Here is a 15,746-nt window from a genome sequence, read left to right as displayed (position 1 = left end):
ATCACCTTTGTCACCTTTTACGCCCTGAATACCTTGTATTCCTTGTAATCCTTGGTCTCCTTTGTCTCCTTTTGTTCCGTCCCAACCACGAAGTAATGCTCTTAGTTGGGTATTGTTAGACTTTACAAGTTCAATAAACTTTTCTTTGAGTGCTTCTTCATCGGCAAAGGTAGATTCATCAGTAAATGCAAGCGAATTTGTTTTATTTTCACTTTCTTTACTTTTGTTCTGATTGGCCAAATATAAACCTCCAGCCGCAACCGCCAATAATGGAAGTAAATTCTTGTTTTTCATATTTATTTATATAAAATAGTTCCTAATACAATACTAAAAAATAAAAATCCGCCAATTCCTGCGGTTGTTGCTGGGGTTGTTGAAATAGCACCACCAGCCGAGAAATACAAATCAGCTTCCAACTTTCTGCGATTGATAAGACCTTGCAAAACTTTACCTTGGGAATAAATCCACTTCAAAAACTCCTTTCTGATTGCTGAATCTTTTGGATTTTTGTTTACGAGTTTCAGTAAAGTTGATTTTCTGAAATTCGATATTCCGATATTATACGCAAGGCTTACAAGTGCATCGAATTGCGATTGTGTGAGCGATGCTGTTATAAGGTTTGAAACCTGTTTAGAAAACTGTAAGGCAACCACTTTAAACAAACTTTCTGCACGGGCTTGTGTTATCTTATCGCCTTTCTTTACGGGGATTCCGTTCTCATAGAATGTATTCCCATACCCAATAGTCCAAACACCGTCTTTATTGTACGCTGTTAGTTCAACGCCTTCACGGGCTTGTAGGAATTGAAAACCATTCTGTGAAAATGTATAAGCCATTATTTCTTGTAAAGATAATTTATCCAAAAAACATAATATTTGCCCATTATAGACGTATTTGTACCAGCCAAACCCTTTACAACAACCCACCAACCAGTATTTCCATCAATGGTGGCATAATAAGGATTATTCATTAATTGCCATTTTTCACCACCTTTTGTTTTTGCTTTTGCACTATATGGTGGGTCTGTACTTCTAAGATTTTTAGCACCTTGACTATAAAGAAAATCGCCTTTTTTGAATCCTTTCGGGTTGGTCGTTGGTGTTGGAGTGCCACCGCCCGAACCAGTACCGCCACCAGTACCGCCCGAACCGCCACCAATACCCAAATTGGCGTTAAATCGTGCCAGTTCCGACGGGTTGAGCCATTTATTCAAATCTTTATTTAGGTCTTCGCCAAACATGGTTCTGTAAGCCTGTGAAACACCTGGAAAGTCTTTGATTGATTTTGCAATTTCAATGATTCTTTCTTCGTCTTCTGTTACTCCCCAAATTCCAGTATTGCCTGCATTATATAATTCGTTGGCCAGTCGGTTGTTTTCCTTTGCAAATGAGTTGTCATTAGCATTGTTTTCGCTTGCATTGCTAATAATATTATTGAGCAAATAAGCACCACCAAATACAAGCACACCTTTAATAAGTAAGCCTTGATTACTGTCAGAAATACGAGTGATTTTCATAAGAAAGACGAGAAAAATTTGAAATTTAAAAGTTTTGGTCTGATTGTGTTGGGCGATTTCGTAACCTTTTGAAGTAAAATATCATATACTTCATTGGTCTTTTGTTCGCCTATCAATTCAATTAGTTTCGAGTTCAATTCCTGTGCCTTGTTCATTGCTATAATCTTGTGTTGTTTGTTGTTGCTGTGCCATTCCTGCCATCATGGTTGCAATAAAATTTGTAACCTGTGGGTTAGCTAAAAGTGTGGCCAGCGAGTTTTGTATTGCTGGGCTTTTTTCGGCAAGCCCAAAAAGGCCGTTTACTGCCACGGGTGCAAGCATTGGTAATAATGGCTTTATTCCTTCGATAACCTTTGCGAATGTCATGCGTTCGGCTTCTTTGCGTTCTCTTTCGGCCTTTTCCTGCTGTAATTGCCAAATAAGCATTTGGTTAGCATTATCCGACTGCATACGGCCAAACATCATGGCCATTTCCATTATACCGCTATTTCCACCGCTACCCATTCCGAATGCCGACGGGCTTGTGTGAAACGGGTATGCACTCCAATCATGGCCGTTTTTTTGCATTCCCGAAACGGTGTAACGCTCCGTTATGTTTAGGCGTTCGAGTGCTTCAAGTTCAACGCTCAAGCGTAATGCTTCCCCGTCTTCTTTGCATTTTCCTGCGGTATTGTCCGCAATGGTTTTGCCTTTTGAATTTTCTATTTTCCAAAAGTTAAAACCATTGCGTTTATACCAGTCTATAACTGTTTGCTTCATTGTTAAGCAAATTGATAGTTTTTGATTTGCTCAATCATTCTATCGGCTTTTTTGACCTTTTGGTCAATTTCGATACGTTGAGCCATTTTTTTAACGTACGTCTCTTTTTGTTTGAGAGTAGCGTTCTTTTTTGGGGCTTTTAGTCGTTTAGACTTTTTACGGCATGTACGTTTTTTGCCACCGAGATTTAAAAGTGCCATGATGAAAAATATTTAAAGGTTTTTGAATCAATTTTAATACTTTACCAAAATGCTAAGATTACATTTTGATAAGTGTGCCGTTTTTGCCGACTAAGGGCTTACCAGTTAGGGCTTTTGCTCCGATATTCAAACCAACGGCTAAACCACCCCAATAAACCACTTGTGAGCCTGTCGGATAATCGACTTTGAATTTATCCCACCATGCTTGCAAACCATCGGGCAAAAACGAACTTGGTGGTGGGTTTCCTTCTTTCAATTTTTCGATTGCTGCCTTGACTTCACCAATAACACCATCGTTATTAAGGTCGTAATTGATAAGGTTTTCAACTTCTTTGATGTCGATACCTACACCGAGTAATTCACCGAGGGCTTTAGCTTGATAGCCTACTTTCAAAATACCATTACCGATATTGTCAAAGGCTTCAAGACTCAAACGAGTACCTGAATAGTTTTCGTAACCCTGACTGTTTTCAACTAATCCAAGTTGTTGCATCTCGTTGAATGTGATTAACAAATCAACAATGTCTTCGGGGAATAATGCACCATTAGATGCAAGTGCTTGGCGAATAAATTCGGGCGTTTGGATTGCAATATCCAGTGCACTATTTTGCGTACCACGTACGGCAAAGGCGATAAAACGGCCATTCTTTGATGAAATACTTGCATCAGTAATTTCACCTAAAAAGATGTTGTTTAGCTGGGGTTTGTACTCTCCGACGTTCCCCAAAACTCTGATTTTAGTCATACTATTGAAAAAATTAATTTATGTTTCTGATAAAAAATTAATGCTACTTAATTTCTACGCTTGCCACCGCTTTGGCTTAATGCGTAAATTCCAAGACCTACAACCGAAATGCCTAAACCAAGCTCTAAAGGTTTGAATCCAAATAGTGTTGATTCATCGGCAACGGGTTTCTTTTCTACTTTTGGGCTGTATTCTCCCGAGTTTCCAGTACCTTCTAAATTTTCATTGCCAATTTCTTCACCTGTTGGTGTCCAACCATCATCAAAACTTGTATCATCTGTTTTTATGATACCGAGTGATTTGGCTATTTCTACGGCTTTAGTTCCATATTCAATAATAAGATTTACAATTTCTTGAAAACTTTTTCTGTCCTTTTTCTCAAAAGATTCATTTAAAGGCTCTTCAAAAATTTCCATTATGCCAGTAATTTTATTACTTGCTAAATGTCCTTTTAAGTCTGAATAAAATTTCTCAACATCTCTGCCACGTGAAAAATTTACTCTTCCCGAATCAAAACCTTTTGGGCTTTGAAATCTGAAAATATTAGAATTGATATTGAAAAAAGTGCCAACTTGGTAGTTGGTTCTTGGAAATGAAATGTTTAAATCATTGAATTTAAACGCTGCATATTTGGCGGTATTTGGAAAAAAAGAGTTTGCCAACGAGCCAGTATAACCATATACAGAACCATAATTTGGGCCTCTCAAAACTTGGTTATTGGTAGGTGAATATGCTAAGTAAGTGTACATAATTATTTAAAAAAAGTCTTGATTGCTGAAATAATTTGAGACGGGAACGTTAAAACAACTGTGCTTTCAAAAGGAACTGGGATACCTAAAACGTAGTAATTTCCAGTTATATCAAAGGTTAATTGTTTGTTGATGTCTTTACCTATTTTTACAAGCGTAGGCAAGATGTCGGGTAAATAGATATAACATTTTGAATTGAAAACGCTGTTTGATGTTGGCTGAATAGTGATGCCATCGGATAAATAAAAATCTGTAAATTTTTCGCCTTTATATGTGATTCGTCCACCTAAGCCAGTTATACTAATACTCTCGTTGTGCGTGTTGAGAATTGAAAAAGGTAAATCAAATGTTACGGCCAGTTTGGCATACTTCCAGTTTCTTGGGAGTTGAAACTTTGGTTCGATGTCTTTAGCGGTTACAAATTTTCTGTAACCACGTACGCCCAAATAACCCACGCCCAAAACCGTTAAACCTGTAAGTATTTTCTTATTCATTTGAATAGTTCTTTTGCAATGTTTATCAAATTGGTTTCGATTGTGTAAATACGGCTTGATACCTCGAAACCTTTACTTTTTACGTATGCCGAAATAATTCTTTCGGTTTCTCCTTTCTCCAAGATTCGGTTAAACAAACCTTCCAAATCTGACCACGTTTTTTGTATGGCCGTGAGTGCCAGTACTTTTTGGTTTTCTAAGTCCAGCCCAATTTGGCCACGCCAAACTTTTATCTGAATATCAGAAAAACGTTTGCCTTTCATGTTGGCCAGTCGAGCCGTTAAGGTTTTCACCTGTGCCGTGCTAAACAAGACTTCTTTATCGAATGCGAGAAATAAGTCTTCGGTGTCTTTATCTACTTTTTCGACGGTGAAAATATTTTGAACCGTTTTTGATGATGATAACACCACGATTGCACCGAGCGATAATAGAAGTAATGCACCTTTGTTGTTCATAATTTACATGATTGAAAAGTCGGTTTGTGAATGGATATATACGTCCGTTTCTGTGCAACAAAACACCAAAATAGTTTTGTATTGTCATAAAAAATGATTAATTTAGATACGTTAATGTTAATGTAGTACTAAAATGAAAACAGCAATTAGCATCAAAGACTTGGAAGAAATACGGGGTTATGCGTATGTTACGGCACAACGTCGATTGAAGAAAGTACGAAATTATTATAAGTGCCACGTGGTTACGATTGCTCAATACTGCGAATATTACCACGAAAACTATGTAGAAATGTATGCACAACTAAACACTAAGACACACAAAGAATTTATACACCTATACACCACTCTAAAACAGGGGGTTATGGAAGGGGTTAAAACAGGGGGTTATGTGGGGGTGTGACACAAAAAAAGCCCTCCGAATTTCGTGGGCTTGTGGTGTTATTTTACCGCAAAAAGAAAAAGTTAGCTATTGCATAAAAACTCGTTAAAATCCTTGTAGCCATCATATAGTTTGTTTTGTGGCTTTATTTCCCACTTATTAAGGTCTTGTAACTTTTTAAGTGCTTTTTGGCCTGCTGGGTCATTATCAAAGAAAACGTTTATTGTCTTCACGCTCTCAGTAATTTGAGGTATCCACGAATTTAGATTAGATAACGAATTTAGTACCGTAGTGTGATTTTTAAAGCATTGGCACTCAAAAAACTCTAAACAAGATAGCATACTAAAGAAACCTTCAAAAACATTAATGGTATCTGATTGTAAGCCAGCCAGCGTTGTAAATCCTTGTGGCATGGTCTGACCTTTGAAATTAGCAGAACGGAGTGCATAACCTTCTTTGTCATTCTTGAAACCAAGTGCAACAAACTTACTGCCAGCATTCATGTAATGTACTTCACGGACGTATCTATCGGCCAAACTAAAACCTATTCGACGACTTTCAATATAATTGATTAACGGCCACGTACGCAAGCAATTAACCTTTATAATCTCAATACCTTTCTTTTGTTCGGGGGGTGTGGGGGGGGTAAAACTCAATGGCATAAATTCTGCGTTTGCCAGCTTATAACAAGCATCTAAGAACGTGCAATGTTCCAGCGATTGCACAAGCCTAATAATATCCCCTTTTTCGCCTGTGGTATCGCTATTGCCCGAATAATCATAGTAAACGTTTTTCTTTACATTTACAAAGAAAGACGGGGTTCGTTCGTTTGCTCCGATACTACTATATAACCACTCCGAACCATAGCATTTTACGGGTTCGTAGCCATGACAGGACAAATAATCAACAATTTTGCATTCGGTCTTGATACGCTCAATATATTCTTTAGAGTAGAAATTTTGTTTAGTTGTCTTCATAGTTGAAAATCTTTGAATAATACAATTATTACTTTTTCTTTTTGCGGTAACATAGAAACCAATAAATAAAAAATATTAACTTTCTATCTTACTATCTCACTATTCTTACTATTGATATATTTTATGTTTATAATCAATTAGTTACACTTTCAAAAAATAGTAAGATAACTTACTTTCATCTTACTATATCTTACTATTAGTAGGTTATCATCTTACTATAAATTTGCCACCATCTTACTATTTTAAAAACATAAAATCCTTATAATAAGTCATTTAACAAAAAATAGTAAGATAGTAAGATAAGTAAGACGTTTTTTGAAAGAAAAAATTTTAAGAATTTTTATTAAGCATTGTAAAATATTTTACATAGTACCCTTTGATACCCATACCGTTTTTATCCAATCCTGTTTGTTGTTCAAAACCCAAAAAACGCAAGGCTTTACCGATTGAAATATGATTCAGTTTTAGTTCAGAACCTACCACCCTTTGCAACCTTCTTAATATTTCGGTAGTGGTTACAAATTCGTTATCATTAACGGTTTTGTTAGAAGGTTCAAAGTAGTGACGGAGTAAATCTATTTCGGGAGTACTTCGGAAGTGTTCACGGTTTTGATTTTCCGAACGTTCGATTTCTTCACGGGTCAATTGATATTTGTAGCCACCGACAAACAGGTGAAAAGCCTGTGACCAAACCTTGTTTATGTCCACCGAGCCGTAACCCCCTGCACCCCCGTTGTCGTGGTTGATACCGTCTATTTTCATAATTAGCCAGCGAACGTTACCCGTTGAATCTGTGAGAAATTCATCGTCGTTGGTAGATGCAAAGAAACTTGCACGACGTTGAGCGGTCACGGGCTTACTTTCGTACGGCCTACGGATTTTTATTTTGTCAGCTGTGAAAAATGTTTTTGCACGGTTGATGTCCGTACGGCTTAACATGGCAAGTTCGTCTAAGTTCACAATAAGGTTTGAACATAAAGCTATTAGACCGTCTTTGTTTTCAAAGTCTATGTTTTCGGTGTAATACTCCGAGAATGGTTTAGATAGGTGTCGAACAAAATAGCTTTTACCATCGTTTTGCTTACCGTGAAAAGTAAAACAATGTTTATTAAACGGGATAGCACCCAAGCCACAAGCCACAACCCGAACCAAATGTTTCTTAAACATTTCAGTAAACCAAACGGGGTCTTTTACTGTAATGTAACTGCATAAGTGTTTGATGTGGTCAGTTTTGCCGTCCCATCGCTCCAACGTCTCAAAATATTCTTGAAATGGGTCGTATTGTTGAACAAAGTCAGAACGCATTAACCACTTGAAATCTTTATCTATACCTTTGAAACCGTCTCTTAACATTTGTATAATAATTGTATTCTCATTCATTATTTCGTAGGTGTCAGAACCTTTCTTTTTTACTTCTATATCGTTGCTCACAACGTTGAGCCGAAAATGATAGCGGTCTTCTAAGAAGTGTTGTACTTGTATGATTTTTGGTGTTTCTGCCATAGCGGAAAGTTTTTTATATTAGTTAAGGCACTAAAAAAAAGGTCTTTAAACCTTAGTTAAACTTTATAGGGTGGTTTTTGTAAAGTTCCCGTTTGTACTGGGTTGGTGTCTTGAATCTTATAAAATACCCCCTTATTGGCATTTTATTAAACGGTGGCCTATACACTACTGATTTAAACCCCAAATCATTTAAGCATCTTGCAATAGATTTATCAGACCTTTGCGAAACCTTTTTATAAAACTCCTCCGATTCGCACACCTTAAAGTATTGTTTGATACTTTGAGCCGTCATAAATACACCGTCGTTTTTGTCATTTGCTGAAATTAGGTGCTGATTGATTTTGTCTTTAATTATTATCGGTTTCATTCTGATATTGGTTTAGGTATGATTTCTTGAATAGTCTTTACTTTCGTTTTTGGTTTATCGTCGCAAGCTACGCAACCGAACTGCCTTAGCTTTTTGCAGTCATGGCCACAAGTATCAATAGTATTTGTTTGTGTTTTCATTTTGTACGTGCTTTTTGTCAAGTGCAAGGATAACAACCATTAGGATAATAAACGGGATTAAAAAAATAAGCCCTAAGCATCTAATTATCATTATGATATATATTTAGGGTTGGTAAATAAATCTGATTGTGGGGTTTTTAATTCTCTGACTAATCGGGCTTGATTAGAAATAAGGTTGCGTAATTGCTCAATTTTCTTGTGATACTTCAACGGTACTTCATCAGAATCTTTGTAAGATTCTATTTTCATAAAACTTTGATACTCAGCTTCTGTAAGGCAGTTCTTTTTCCACGTTGTGGCTACCTGTGGGTAAAACTTTTTGGCGTTGTCGTAAACGGCTCTAAGTTCGTTTGTTTGCTTTGGTGCTGTTTTCTTCATAGTGTTTGAAAATTTTTTATGTAAAAAATGAAATAACTTTATGTAACTTTTGTTAATATTGTGTGTCATTTCTGACACAAATATATAAGAATGGTAAATTAAAAGTCAAATAAAGGGTAAATTATTTTTTACTATGGAAAAATTAAGAGTTTTAGAAACTGAAAAAGTCAAAAACTATTTGACTAAAAAAGACATTTCACCAGCATCTGTTGCAGAGAAATTAGGCATGACTAAGCAAAATTTTTACATTTTGTTAAAAAAAGAGTACTTTAAACCCGATGTTTCCGAAAACCTAATAAGTCTATTTGGCGAAAATTTTACTGAAACTGAATTGGTAAAAGAAAAGGAAAATAAAGGTGTTTCGGTAACAGTAGAAAAAATGTTGGAATTGATGGATGAAAACAGAAAATTATGGAGTGTAATTGCACGTCATGGTATTTCTGTAAATTTTAATGGTGTTAGCGGTTTCGCTACGGTGTTTTTAGGGCTTTTTTTTTGTCTTTACTAACACAACCGCTAACATAAAAGAGGTTGCTAACTTCTAAGTAGCTGATTAATAGTATTTTAAGGGGTTTTATTGTTTCACGGCTCCGGGTACTTAGAAGCTCTTAAATCATTGATTTAGGAGCTTTTTTTATCGCTACTAAATCAGAGTAAATAATTCTCGCCCAACTGACATTTTGAAACTTGTCCTACAAAAAAACTGACCACTTGGTGGTCGAACTTGAATAGCCCCGAATGAAATTCTGGGAGAAAGAATAGGGGAGATTTCCCGAATCTGGAAGAGTCGAATTTCTATTGTTTTTATTCTCGGCAACTGACAAGCTTCAAACTTGTCCTACAATTAGCCAAAAATCATTTTCATTAGTAAAAATAAAACCGAAGGGCAGAACAGACAGCCCAAACCTGTGTAGAAAGTGGCCGTTAATGCTCCGTAAGGCACTAATTTAGGGTCGGTGGCCGCTAAACCTGCCGTTACGCCACTGGTTGTTCCCATCAGTCCACCAAAAACCATGGCCGTGTGTGGGTTATTGAGGCCAATGTATTTGGCAATAAATGGTGTGCCAATCGTTACGACTACGGCTTTTACTACACCTGCCGCAATGCTTAGTGCCATCACATCAGAGTTTGCTCCGATGGCCGCACCCGTTACAGGCCCCACGATATACGTACACGCACCTGCACCGATGGTGGTTAGGCTAATGGCATCGGTATAACCACCGAGCAATGCCACCACAACTCCACCCAAAAACGATAAAACAATACCCAAGAATAGTGATAAAGCTCCAACCCAACCTGTGCGTTTCATCACAATAAAACTTGCACCGAGAGCAGTTGCCGTAATGGCAAAATCACGGAGCATTGAGCCGCCCATTGTACCAAAGCCAGAGAAAATTTTGATGTCGGCAATGCCTTTTTCTCCTTTGGTATAAACCCCACCAATGTAGGCTAAAATTAAACCCGCCAGAATGGCAATGGCCGAAGCAGGGATTTTTTTATTGGTTAGTTTATCAGAAATAATGCCTGATACATAAATGATGATACCCACCATGAGGAAAGCCACCACCAAACCATTTTTTTCGAGGAATTTTGTGATGATTTCCATTTAGTCGAGTTGAGTGTTTTTTGAGAGTTTCGCCAAAAAAGGAATCGTGATGGCACAAATAACGATAGGTACAAGGCCAGCCAAGACCGCAATAAAACCACTTGAAATGGCTACTCGCACATTTTGGGTGGCCGACATTGCCACCACGATAGGAATATACATCTGATTCCAAAACATAATGCCGTTTTCGGTATTTCGGTCAAGGTATCCTTTTTTATTGAGCCAATCGCTAACAATAATCAGCAATAACATCGCAAAACCAACTCCCCCAACATTGGCATCAACTCCGATGATTTTACCCAAAAATTCGCCGAAAAGTTGGCCAATTACATAACAAAAAGCCAAAATGGCTACTCCGTAGATTATCATTTATTTAGGTTAGTTTTTAGTTGTCAAACGTCAGCCTTTCGTAGTTACGAATAGCATATTTCTCCGTGAAACTCTGTGCTCTCCGTGCCTCCGTGGTAAACCCGCTTAGTGAATCGTATTTCAGTTGAATAGTTTCTTCAAATCATTCTTAGTCACCTTGCCCATGGCGTTGCGAGGGAGTTCGACTACTATTTTATATTGGCGTGGAGTTTTGTAGGCGGGCATTTTTTCACGCATCCACGCATTGAGAGCTTTTAGGTCTAAATTTGGGTCGTTTACGATGATGGCGGCCGCTACGAGTTCACCCCATTCCTCGTTCGGAACACCCACTACACTACAATCGTTAATGGCAGGGTGTGTACGAAGTATTTCTTCAATTTCGAGAGCCGAAATCTTATAGCCACCCGATTTGATGATGTCGATAGAATCACGGCCTAAAATTCGATAATAACCTTTTTCTACGACCGCCACATCGCCAGTTTTAAACCAACCGTCTTCCGTAAACGTCTTTTTGGTAGCTTCGGGTTTATTCCAATATTCCAAGAAAACATTTTTGCCTTTAATTTGAATTTCACCTGCTTGTCCACGTTTCACCACTACATTATTTTCATCAACAAGCCTTGCTTTTACACCCGCAAGCGGTTTTCCGATATACCCAGCTTTTCGTTCGGCATCGTACGGATTACTAATTCCCATGCCAATTTCGGTCATTCCATAGCGTTCGAGTAGGGTGTGAGTACTAATGGTTTTCCATTTTTCCATCACCGAAACAGGCAAGGCTGCCGAACCAGAAACCATCAAACGGAATGTGGCAAGAGTATCGGTAATTTGTTTTTGTTGGTCGGCAGGAAGGCTTTCCCAATGTGAAATAAGTTTGAAATAAATCGTCGGAACCGCCATGAAAACGTTGATTTTGCCTTTCTGAAATGCCCCAAAAACACCTTCTGCCGAGAATGATGGTAAAAACTCAACCGTTGCACCCGACCACAAAGCACACGAAATAACATTGATAATGCCATGCACATGGTGAAGTGGAAGTACACACAAAATATGGTCTTTGGCCGACCATTGCCACGATTTTACTAAGGTAGAAACCTGTGCTTCGATGTTGGTGTGAGTCGTCACAACGCCCTTCGGAAGATTGGTTGTGCCACTCGTATAAAGAATCATTGCCTTGCGGCTTGATTGTAAATTTGGTAGTTTATTTAGTTCGATAGTGGCTTTATCAACTTCGGGCAAAATAATGAAACGGAAACCTTTTTCGGTCGCCAATGGGCGTAAGATTTCGGCATACTCTGCACCAGCTATCACGATTTCCGCCCCAGTATCCTCTATGACATATTGCAAAGATGGCAGCGGATAACTGATACACAAAGGCACCGCAATTCCGCCTGCACGCCAGATGCCCCATTGTATGCTCACGTAGTCGAAGCCTGGTGAAACCATGAATGCTACTCTTGTTTCGTTTAAATCAGTGATGTTTTTGAGTAGTAAAGATGCAAATTGGTGCGAAGAATCGAGCAAATTTTGGTAAGTATAGGGATGATTATCAGAAATAATAGCTTGATTATCAGGGTTTGAGGTAGCGTTTTTTACTAATTTGAGCATGATTTGGCTTGGCTGAATAAGAGTTTTAGTAATAGGTTTTGACTCAAAAAATAATGCCTAAAAGTATGAAATTTTGATGAAATATTTAGACTAAAAAGTAAAAACAGTCTTGGCTTTTTATTGTGGGCTATACTTTAGACGAAAGAAATTAGCAGATACTTGAAAACCATACTGGGTACAATTTGATAGATTGAAAATAGGATTTAATTCTATTTATCAATAATTATATAATAGGCATGGTATTGATGTAAGTAAAAATATTAAGCTGCATCATTCTCTTCTTATTTTCTACCGAGAACTTCTTTTCTTTTATAATATCAGCATTAAGCTTGAATTGTGGCATATTTTTTGGTTAAAAAAAATTATTAAGCGGTTTTATTTGTAATTTTTATGACATTAAGCATTGAGAAGGATAGCAATTGTATTTTTATTGAATCAAAATTTTAAACGATTCGTAAAAATGAAAAAAATCACACTTTATTCTCTTCTCATCTTATATGCTTACAATGGTATTGCTCAACAATTTGTTGCTGGCGGTGGGCTGATTAATGATTTCAAAAACTCGGTTAGAACTGATACTTTCTCTATTGAAGTTACAAAACTTCCTAAAGTAATAGATAGCAATTTCGGAATATCGAAGGTTTGTTTCAATATTTCACATCCGAGGGTGTCTGATTTGAAGATCGAATTACAGAGTCCGAGTGGTGTAAGTATTTGGTTGAGCAATCGAAATGGTCGAGACGTAGGCCGAGATTACCAGAATACTTGCTTTCGTTCAAATGGTTTTTCGGGGTATATCCACCAGGCAAATGCACCTTTTGAGGGAGAATTTATTCCAGATGGAAGATTTAGTTTTTTGAATAATGGTCAAAATCCCAACGGAACTTGGAAGTTGTTGATTGCCGATTTGAGAGAGGGTGAAAGTGGGAATTTGAATTATTTAAACCTTGAATTTTCAGAAAATCCAATGCCAAGTGAAGGGCTTAGTCCTTGTTCATTTGAAAATCCTGAAGAGTGCAAATGTTCAAATAGTGCTAATAACTGTGAGCTTTTGCCAGATTTGATAATGCTAAAAAAGTTTACCGAACAACAGATAAAAGAGTACTCGAAAGATGACCCTCAGTATGCAGGGCAACTAAGATTTGCCGCTACAATTGGCAATATTGGTGATGGTCCAATGGAAACTCATGGAATGAGCGAATGGTATTGTGGAGATAAAAAAGTAGATTCTTTGACCAGATGTGCTGATGGCAAATTTGCTCGACAAAAAGTTTATCAACGCATTTATTCTAAAAGTAGCAAAGGATTAATTTGGAAAGATAGATTGGCAGGAACTAATTATTTCGATGATAAACCTGGTCATAACCACTTCCATGTTGATGATTGGGTGGAGTTTCGATTAGTAAAAAATATAAAAGTTAAAGGTAAAGTAAAATCGGAGCTTGTAGCCAAAGGAAGAAAAGTAAGTTATTGTTTATTCGACTCTGGTATTTGCTCAAATAGCAATGATTTATGCCAAGAAAAAGGTGTGAATTTTGGCGAGAAAAATTTAAAAAATTACGGTCTGGGAAATTATACCGATTGTAAATCAAAGAAACAAGGAATTAGCGTTGGTGGCTATGATACTTATGGATTGCTCTACGAAGGGCAGTTTATTCAATTGCCGAAAGGTCTTAAATCGGGTCAGTATTTTTTAGAAATCGAAATAGATCTGAATCATATTTATAGAGAGAAAGATAGAACTAATAATACACTAAGAATGCCCGTTTTGATTTCCAAGCAGGAATGATAAATCTTATCAATAAAAAACGTCCTAATGAAAAAGTTTTTCCTACTATTTATCCTTTTACCATTATTGACCGTGAGCTTTCAAGCTTATAGCCAATGTACGAGTTGTACATTTACTGCTCCATCGGGTGGGACAAGTTTTAACCTCAATGGCAATCAGACGCTCTGCATTACAGCTAATACAGGTGATTTGAGTATTAATATCAATGGTTCGAACAACAAAATTTGTGTTGCAACAGGTGTAACTTGGACCCAAACCAGTGGTTTGAATCTTGGTGGTACAACCATTGATGTGTATGGAACGGCTAATTTGAATGGTAGCTTTACTGTTAATTCTGCTGCATTTATTAATGTTAAACCAGGAGCAATTGCCAACACCAATTCAACTGGATTTGGAAATAATCTTACGATAAATAACGAGGGTACTTTCAACTACACTTCAACGAGCGGGATTTCTCATCAAGGCTCTTTTGTTTTCAATAATATTGGAGTCAGCTCAATATTAAATGCTACTGCGAATACATTATTTGTAATCGGTAATGGTTCTACATTTACGAATGCAGGAACGATGAATTTTAAAAGTTTAGAAAATTCAGAGGCTCTTTTACTTGAAAATAAAGTAGATGGAATTATTAAAATAGGTGGAACATTTTTTAATCATGGTAAAATATACAATGCAGGTACGGTAGAAACGGTTTGCGGTTTATTTGGTAGTGTAGCCTGCGAGTTTATTGTTGGTGACAAAGGTCCAGATGTATTTACAACTGCTCCAGGTGGATGTTTTAAGATTGGAGGAAATGCAACTTTTAATGGCCCAATTACTCTCAATTCGGGTTTAGAAGTAGCCAAAGACTTGACAATTAATAAACCAATATCGGGTACAAATGGCTCGATTAAAGTGCTTGCAGGGGTAAGTACAATTACGAGTTCTGGTAATTTTACAGGTACAAACTTAAAATTCTATGACGTAAATACTGCTGGAAATGGTTTTGACGCAAATAATGGAAATATTTCGTCAAATTTTACTGTTAGTTCAGCGGCAGGATGCTCGGCAGCTTGTACAACTCCAGTTGTTGCGATAACAGGTACAAACAACCTAACTTGTAGTACTACTTCGATAACTCGTACAGCGAGTGGTGGTGGCACATACGTATGGTCTAATGGCTTAGGAACAAATTCCACCGCAACAATGACCGCCTCAGGTACTTATACTGTAACGGTTACTGCAACGGGCGGCTGTACAGCCACAGCCACGACGGCAGTAACAATAGATAACAGTGCACCAACAGCAGGTATCACAGGTACTACGAACTTGACATGTACTACAACGAGTGTAAGTAGAACGGCGAGTGGTGGTGGAAGTTATTCATGGTCAAATGGTTTAGGTACGAATGCGAGTGTAAATATCACAAGTGCAGGAACCTACACGGTAACAGTAACGAATGCGAATGGTTGTAGTGCCACAGCCACGACGGCAGTAACAATAGATAACAGTGCACCAACCGCAGGTATCACAGGCACTACGAATTTGACATGTACAACGACAAGTGTAAGCAGAACGGCAAGTGGTGGTGGAAGTTATTCATGGTCAAGTGGTTTAGGTACGAATGCGAGTGTAAATATCACAAGTGCAGGAACTTATACAGTAACAGTAACCAATGCGAATGGTTGTAGTGCCACAGCCACGACGGCAGTAACAATAGATAACAGTGT

Annotated in this window: 21 protein-coding genes; 4 read left to right on the top strand and 17 right to left on the bottom strand. The window is 37.6% G+C overall.

What is annotated here, in order from left to right; all coding sequences use genetic code 11:
* The 9 genes from ABR854_RS25240 to ABR854_RS25200 all read right to left on the bottom strand — a co-directional run.
* Nucleotides 1-294: hypothetical protein (locus ABR854_RS25240; RefSeq protein ID WP_350268641.1), on the bottom strand; the 294-nt coding region annotated here is incomplete at its 3' end.
* A gap of 2 nt (nucleotides 295-296) precedes the next feature.
* Entirely contained in the window at nucleotides 297-836 is a 540-nt protein-coding gene (locus tag ABR854_RS25235) for a lysozyme (protein ID WP_350268640.1), read from the bottom strand.
* Nucleotides 836-1,516 (bottom strand): hypothetical protein, encoded by a 681-nt coding sequence (locus ABR854_RS25230; protein WP_350268639.1) that lies wholly within the window; start codon nucleotides 1,514-1,516, stop codon nucleotides 836-838. Before ABR854_RS25230 ends, ABR854_RS25235 begins: the two co-directional genes overlap by 1 nt.
* Before the next feature lie 117 nt (nucleotides 1,517-1,633).
* Nucleotides 1,634-2,275 (bottom strand): hypothetical protein, encoded by a 642-nt coding sequence (locus ABR854_RS25225; RefSeq protein WP_350268638.1) that lies wholly within the window; start codon nucleotides 2,273-2,275, stop codon nucleotides 1,634-1,636.
* A gap of 2 nt (nucleotides 2,276-2,277) precedes the next feature.
* Nucleotides 2,278-2,475 (bottom strand): hypothetical protein, encoded by a 198-nt coding sequence (locus ABR854_RS25220; RefSeq protein ID WP_350268637.1) that lies wholly within the window; start codon nucleotides 2,473-2,475, stop codon nucleotides 2,278-2,280.
* A gap of 58 nt (nucleotides 2,476-2,533) precedes the next feature.
* Entirely contained in the window at nucleotides 2,534-3,220 is a 687-nt protein-coding gene (locus ABR854_RS25215) for a hypothetical protein (protein ID WP_350268636.1), read from the bottom strand.
* Nucleotides 3,221-3,267: 47 nt separating this feature from the next.
* Nucleotides 3,268-3,969, bottom strand: a complete 702-nt coding sequence (locus ABR854_RS25210; protein ID WP_350268635.1) for a hypothetical protein — start codon at nucleotides 3,967-3,969, stop codon at nucleotides 3,268-3,270.
* 2 nt (nucleotides 3,970-3,971) lie between these two features.
* Nucleotides 3,972-4,463, bottom strand: coding sequence for a hypothetical protein (locus ABR854_RS25205; RefSeq protein WP_350268634.1), 492 nt, complete (start codon nucleotides 4,461-4,463; stop codon nucleotides 3,972-3,974).
* Nucleotides 4,460-4,918, bottom strand: a complete 459-nt coding sequence (locus ABR854_RS25200; protein WP_350268633.1) for a hypothetical protein — start codon at nucleotides 4,916-4,918, stop codon at nucleotides 4,460-4,462. The genes ABR854_RS25205 and ABR854_RS25200 overlap by 4 nt, the downstream gene beginning before the upstream one ends.
* 133 nt (nucleotides 4,919-5,051) lie before the next feature.
* Here ABR854_RS25200 and ABR854_RS25195 point away from each other — a divergent pair, with 133 nt between their 5' ends.
* Entirely contained in the window at nucleotides 5,052-5,318 is a 267-nt protein-coding gene (locus ABR854_RS25195) for a hypothetical protein (RefSeq protein ID WP_350268632.1), read from the top strand.
* A gap of 62 nt (nucleotides 5,319-5,380) precedes the next feature.
* On the opposite strand, the gene ABR854_RS25190 is transcribed toward ABR854_RS25195, so the two are convergent.
* From ABR854_RS25190 to ABR854_RS25170, 5 genes are all read right to left on the bottom strand, one after another.
* On the bottom strand, nucleotides 5,381-6,274 hold the full coding sequence (locus ABR854_RS25190; protein ID WP_350268631.1) for a DUF8464 domain-containing protein: 894 nt from the start codon (nucleotides 6,272-6,274) through the stop codon (nucleotides 5,381-5,383).
* A 330-nt stretch (nucleotides 6,275-6,604) separates the two neighbouring features.
* Nucleotides 6,605-7,777 (bottom strand): VapE domain-containing protein, encoded by a 1,173-nt coding sequence (locus ABR854_RS25185; protein WP_350268630.1) that lies wholly within the window; start codon nucleotides 7,775-7,777, stop codon nucleotides 6,605-6,607.
* 52 nt (nucleotides 7,778-7,829) lie between these two features.
* Entirely contained in the window at nucleotides 7,830-8,144 is a 315-nt protein-coding gene (locus ABR854_RS25180) for a hypothetical protein (protein WP_350268629.1), read from the bottom strand.
* Complete coding sequence (locus tag ABR854_RS25175) at nucleotides 8,141-8,284, bottom strand: hypothetical protein (protein WP_350268628.1); 144 nt, start codon at nucleotides 8,282-8,284, stop codon at nucleotides 8,141-8,143. Before ABR854_RS25175 ends, ABR854_RS25180 begins: the two co-directional genes overlap by 4 nt.
* A gap of 90 nt (nucleotides 8,285-8,374) precedes the next feature.
* Complete coding sequence (locus tag ABR854_RS25170; protein WP_350268627.1) at nucleotides 8,375-8,662, bottom strand: hypothetical protein; 288 nt, start codon at nucleotides 8,660-8,662, stop codon at nucleotides 8,375-8,377.
* 133 nt (nucleotides 8,663-8,795) lie between these two features.
* On the opposite strand from ABR854_RS25170, the gene ABR854_RS25165 reads away from it, so the two are divergent.
* Complete coding sequence (locus ABR854_RS25165; protein ID WP_350268626.1) at nucleotides 8,796-9,170, top strand: hypothetical protein; 375 nt, start codon at nucleotides 8,796-8,798, stop codon at nucleotides 9,168-9,170.
* A gap of 336 nt (nucleotides 9,171-9,506) precedes the next feature.
* Here ABR854_RS25165 and madM read toward each other — a convergent pair whose 3' ends face one another.
* The 3 genes from madM to ABR854_RS25150 all read right to left on the bottom strand — a co-directional run bounded on the left by madM (nucleotide 9,507) and on the right by ABR854_RS25150 (nucleotide 12,245).
* A complete protein-coding gene (gene madM / locus ABR854_RS25160) occupies nucleotides 9,507-10,268 on the bottom strand; it encodes a malonate transporter subunit MadM (protein WP_350268625.1) in 762 nt (253 codons plus the stop codon).
* On the bottom strand, nucleotides 10,269-10,637 hold the full coding sequence (gene madL, locus ABR854_RS25155) for a malonate transporter subunit MadL (RefSeq protein ID WP_350268624.1): 369 nt from the start codon (nucleotides 10,635-10,637) through the stop codon (nucleotides 10,269-10,271).
* A gap of 120 nt (nucleotides 10,638-10,757) precedes the next feature.
* The gene (locus tag ABR854_RS25150; RefSeq protein WP_350268623.1) at nucleotides 10,758-12,245 is read right to left on the bottom strand and encodes an acyl-CoA synthetase; all 1,488 of its coding nucleotides are present in this window, start codon (nucleotides 12,243-12,245) and stop codon (nucleotides 10,758-10,760) included.
* Nucleotides 12,246-12,705: 460 nt separating this feature from the next.
* Here ABR854_RS25150 and ABR854_RS25145 point away from each other — a divergent pair, with 460 nt between their 5' ends.
* Nucleotides 12,706-14,034, top strand: coding sequence for a proprotein convertase P-domain-containing protein (locus tag ABR854_RS25145; protein ID WP_350268622.1), 1,329 nt, complete (start codon nucleotides 12,706-12,708; stop codon nucleotides 14,032-14,034).
* A 27-nt stretch (nucleotides 14,035-14,061) separates the two neighbouring features.
* A partial coding sequence (locus ABR854_RS25140; protein WP_502881237.1) for a beta strand repeat-containing protein occupies nucleotides 14,062-15,746 on the top strand: 1,685 nt, incomplete at its 3' end.

Source organism: Emticicia sp. W12TSBA100-4 (genome assembly GCF_040253585.1).
Classification (GTDB): Bacteria; Bacteroidota; Bacteroidia; order Cytophagales; family Spirosomataceae; genus Emticicia.
Note: the sequence above shows the minus strand (reverse complement) of the source record. Positions and strands in the feature narration are given on the sequence as shown.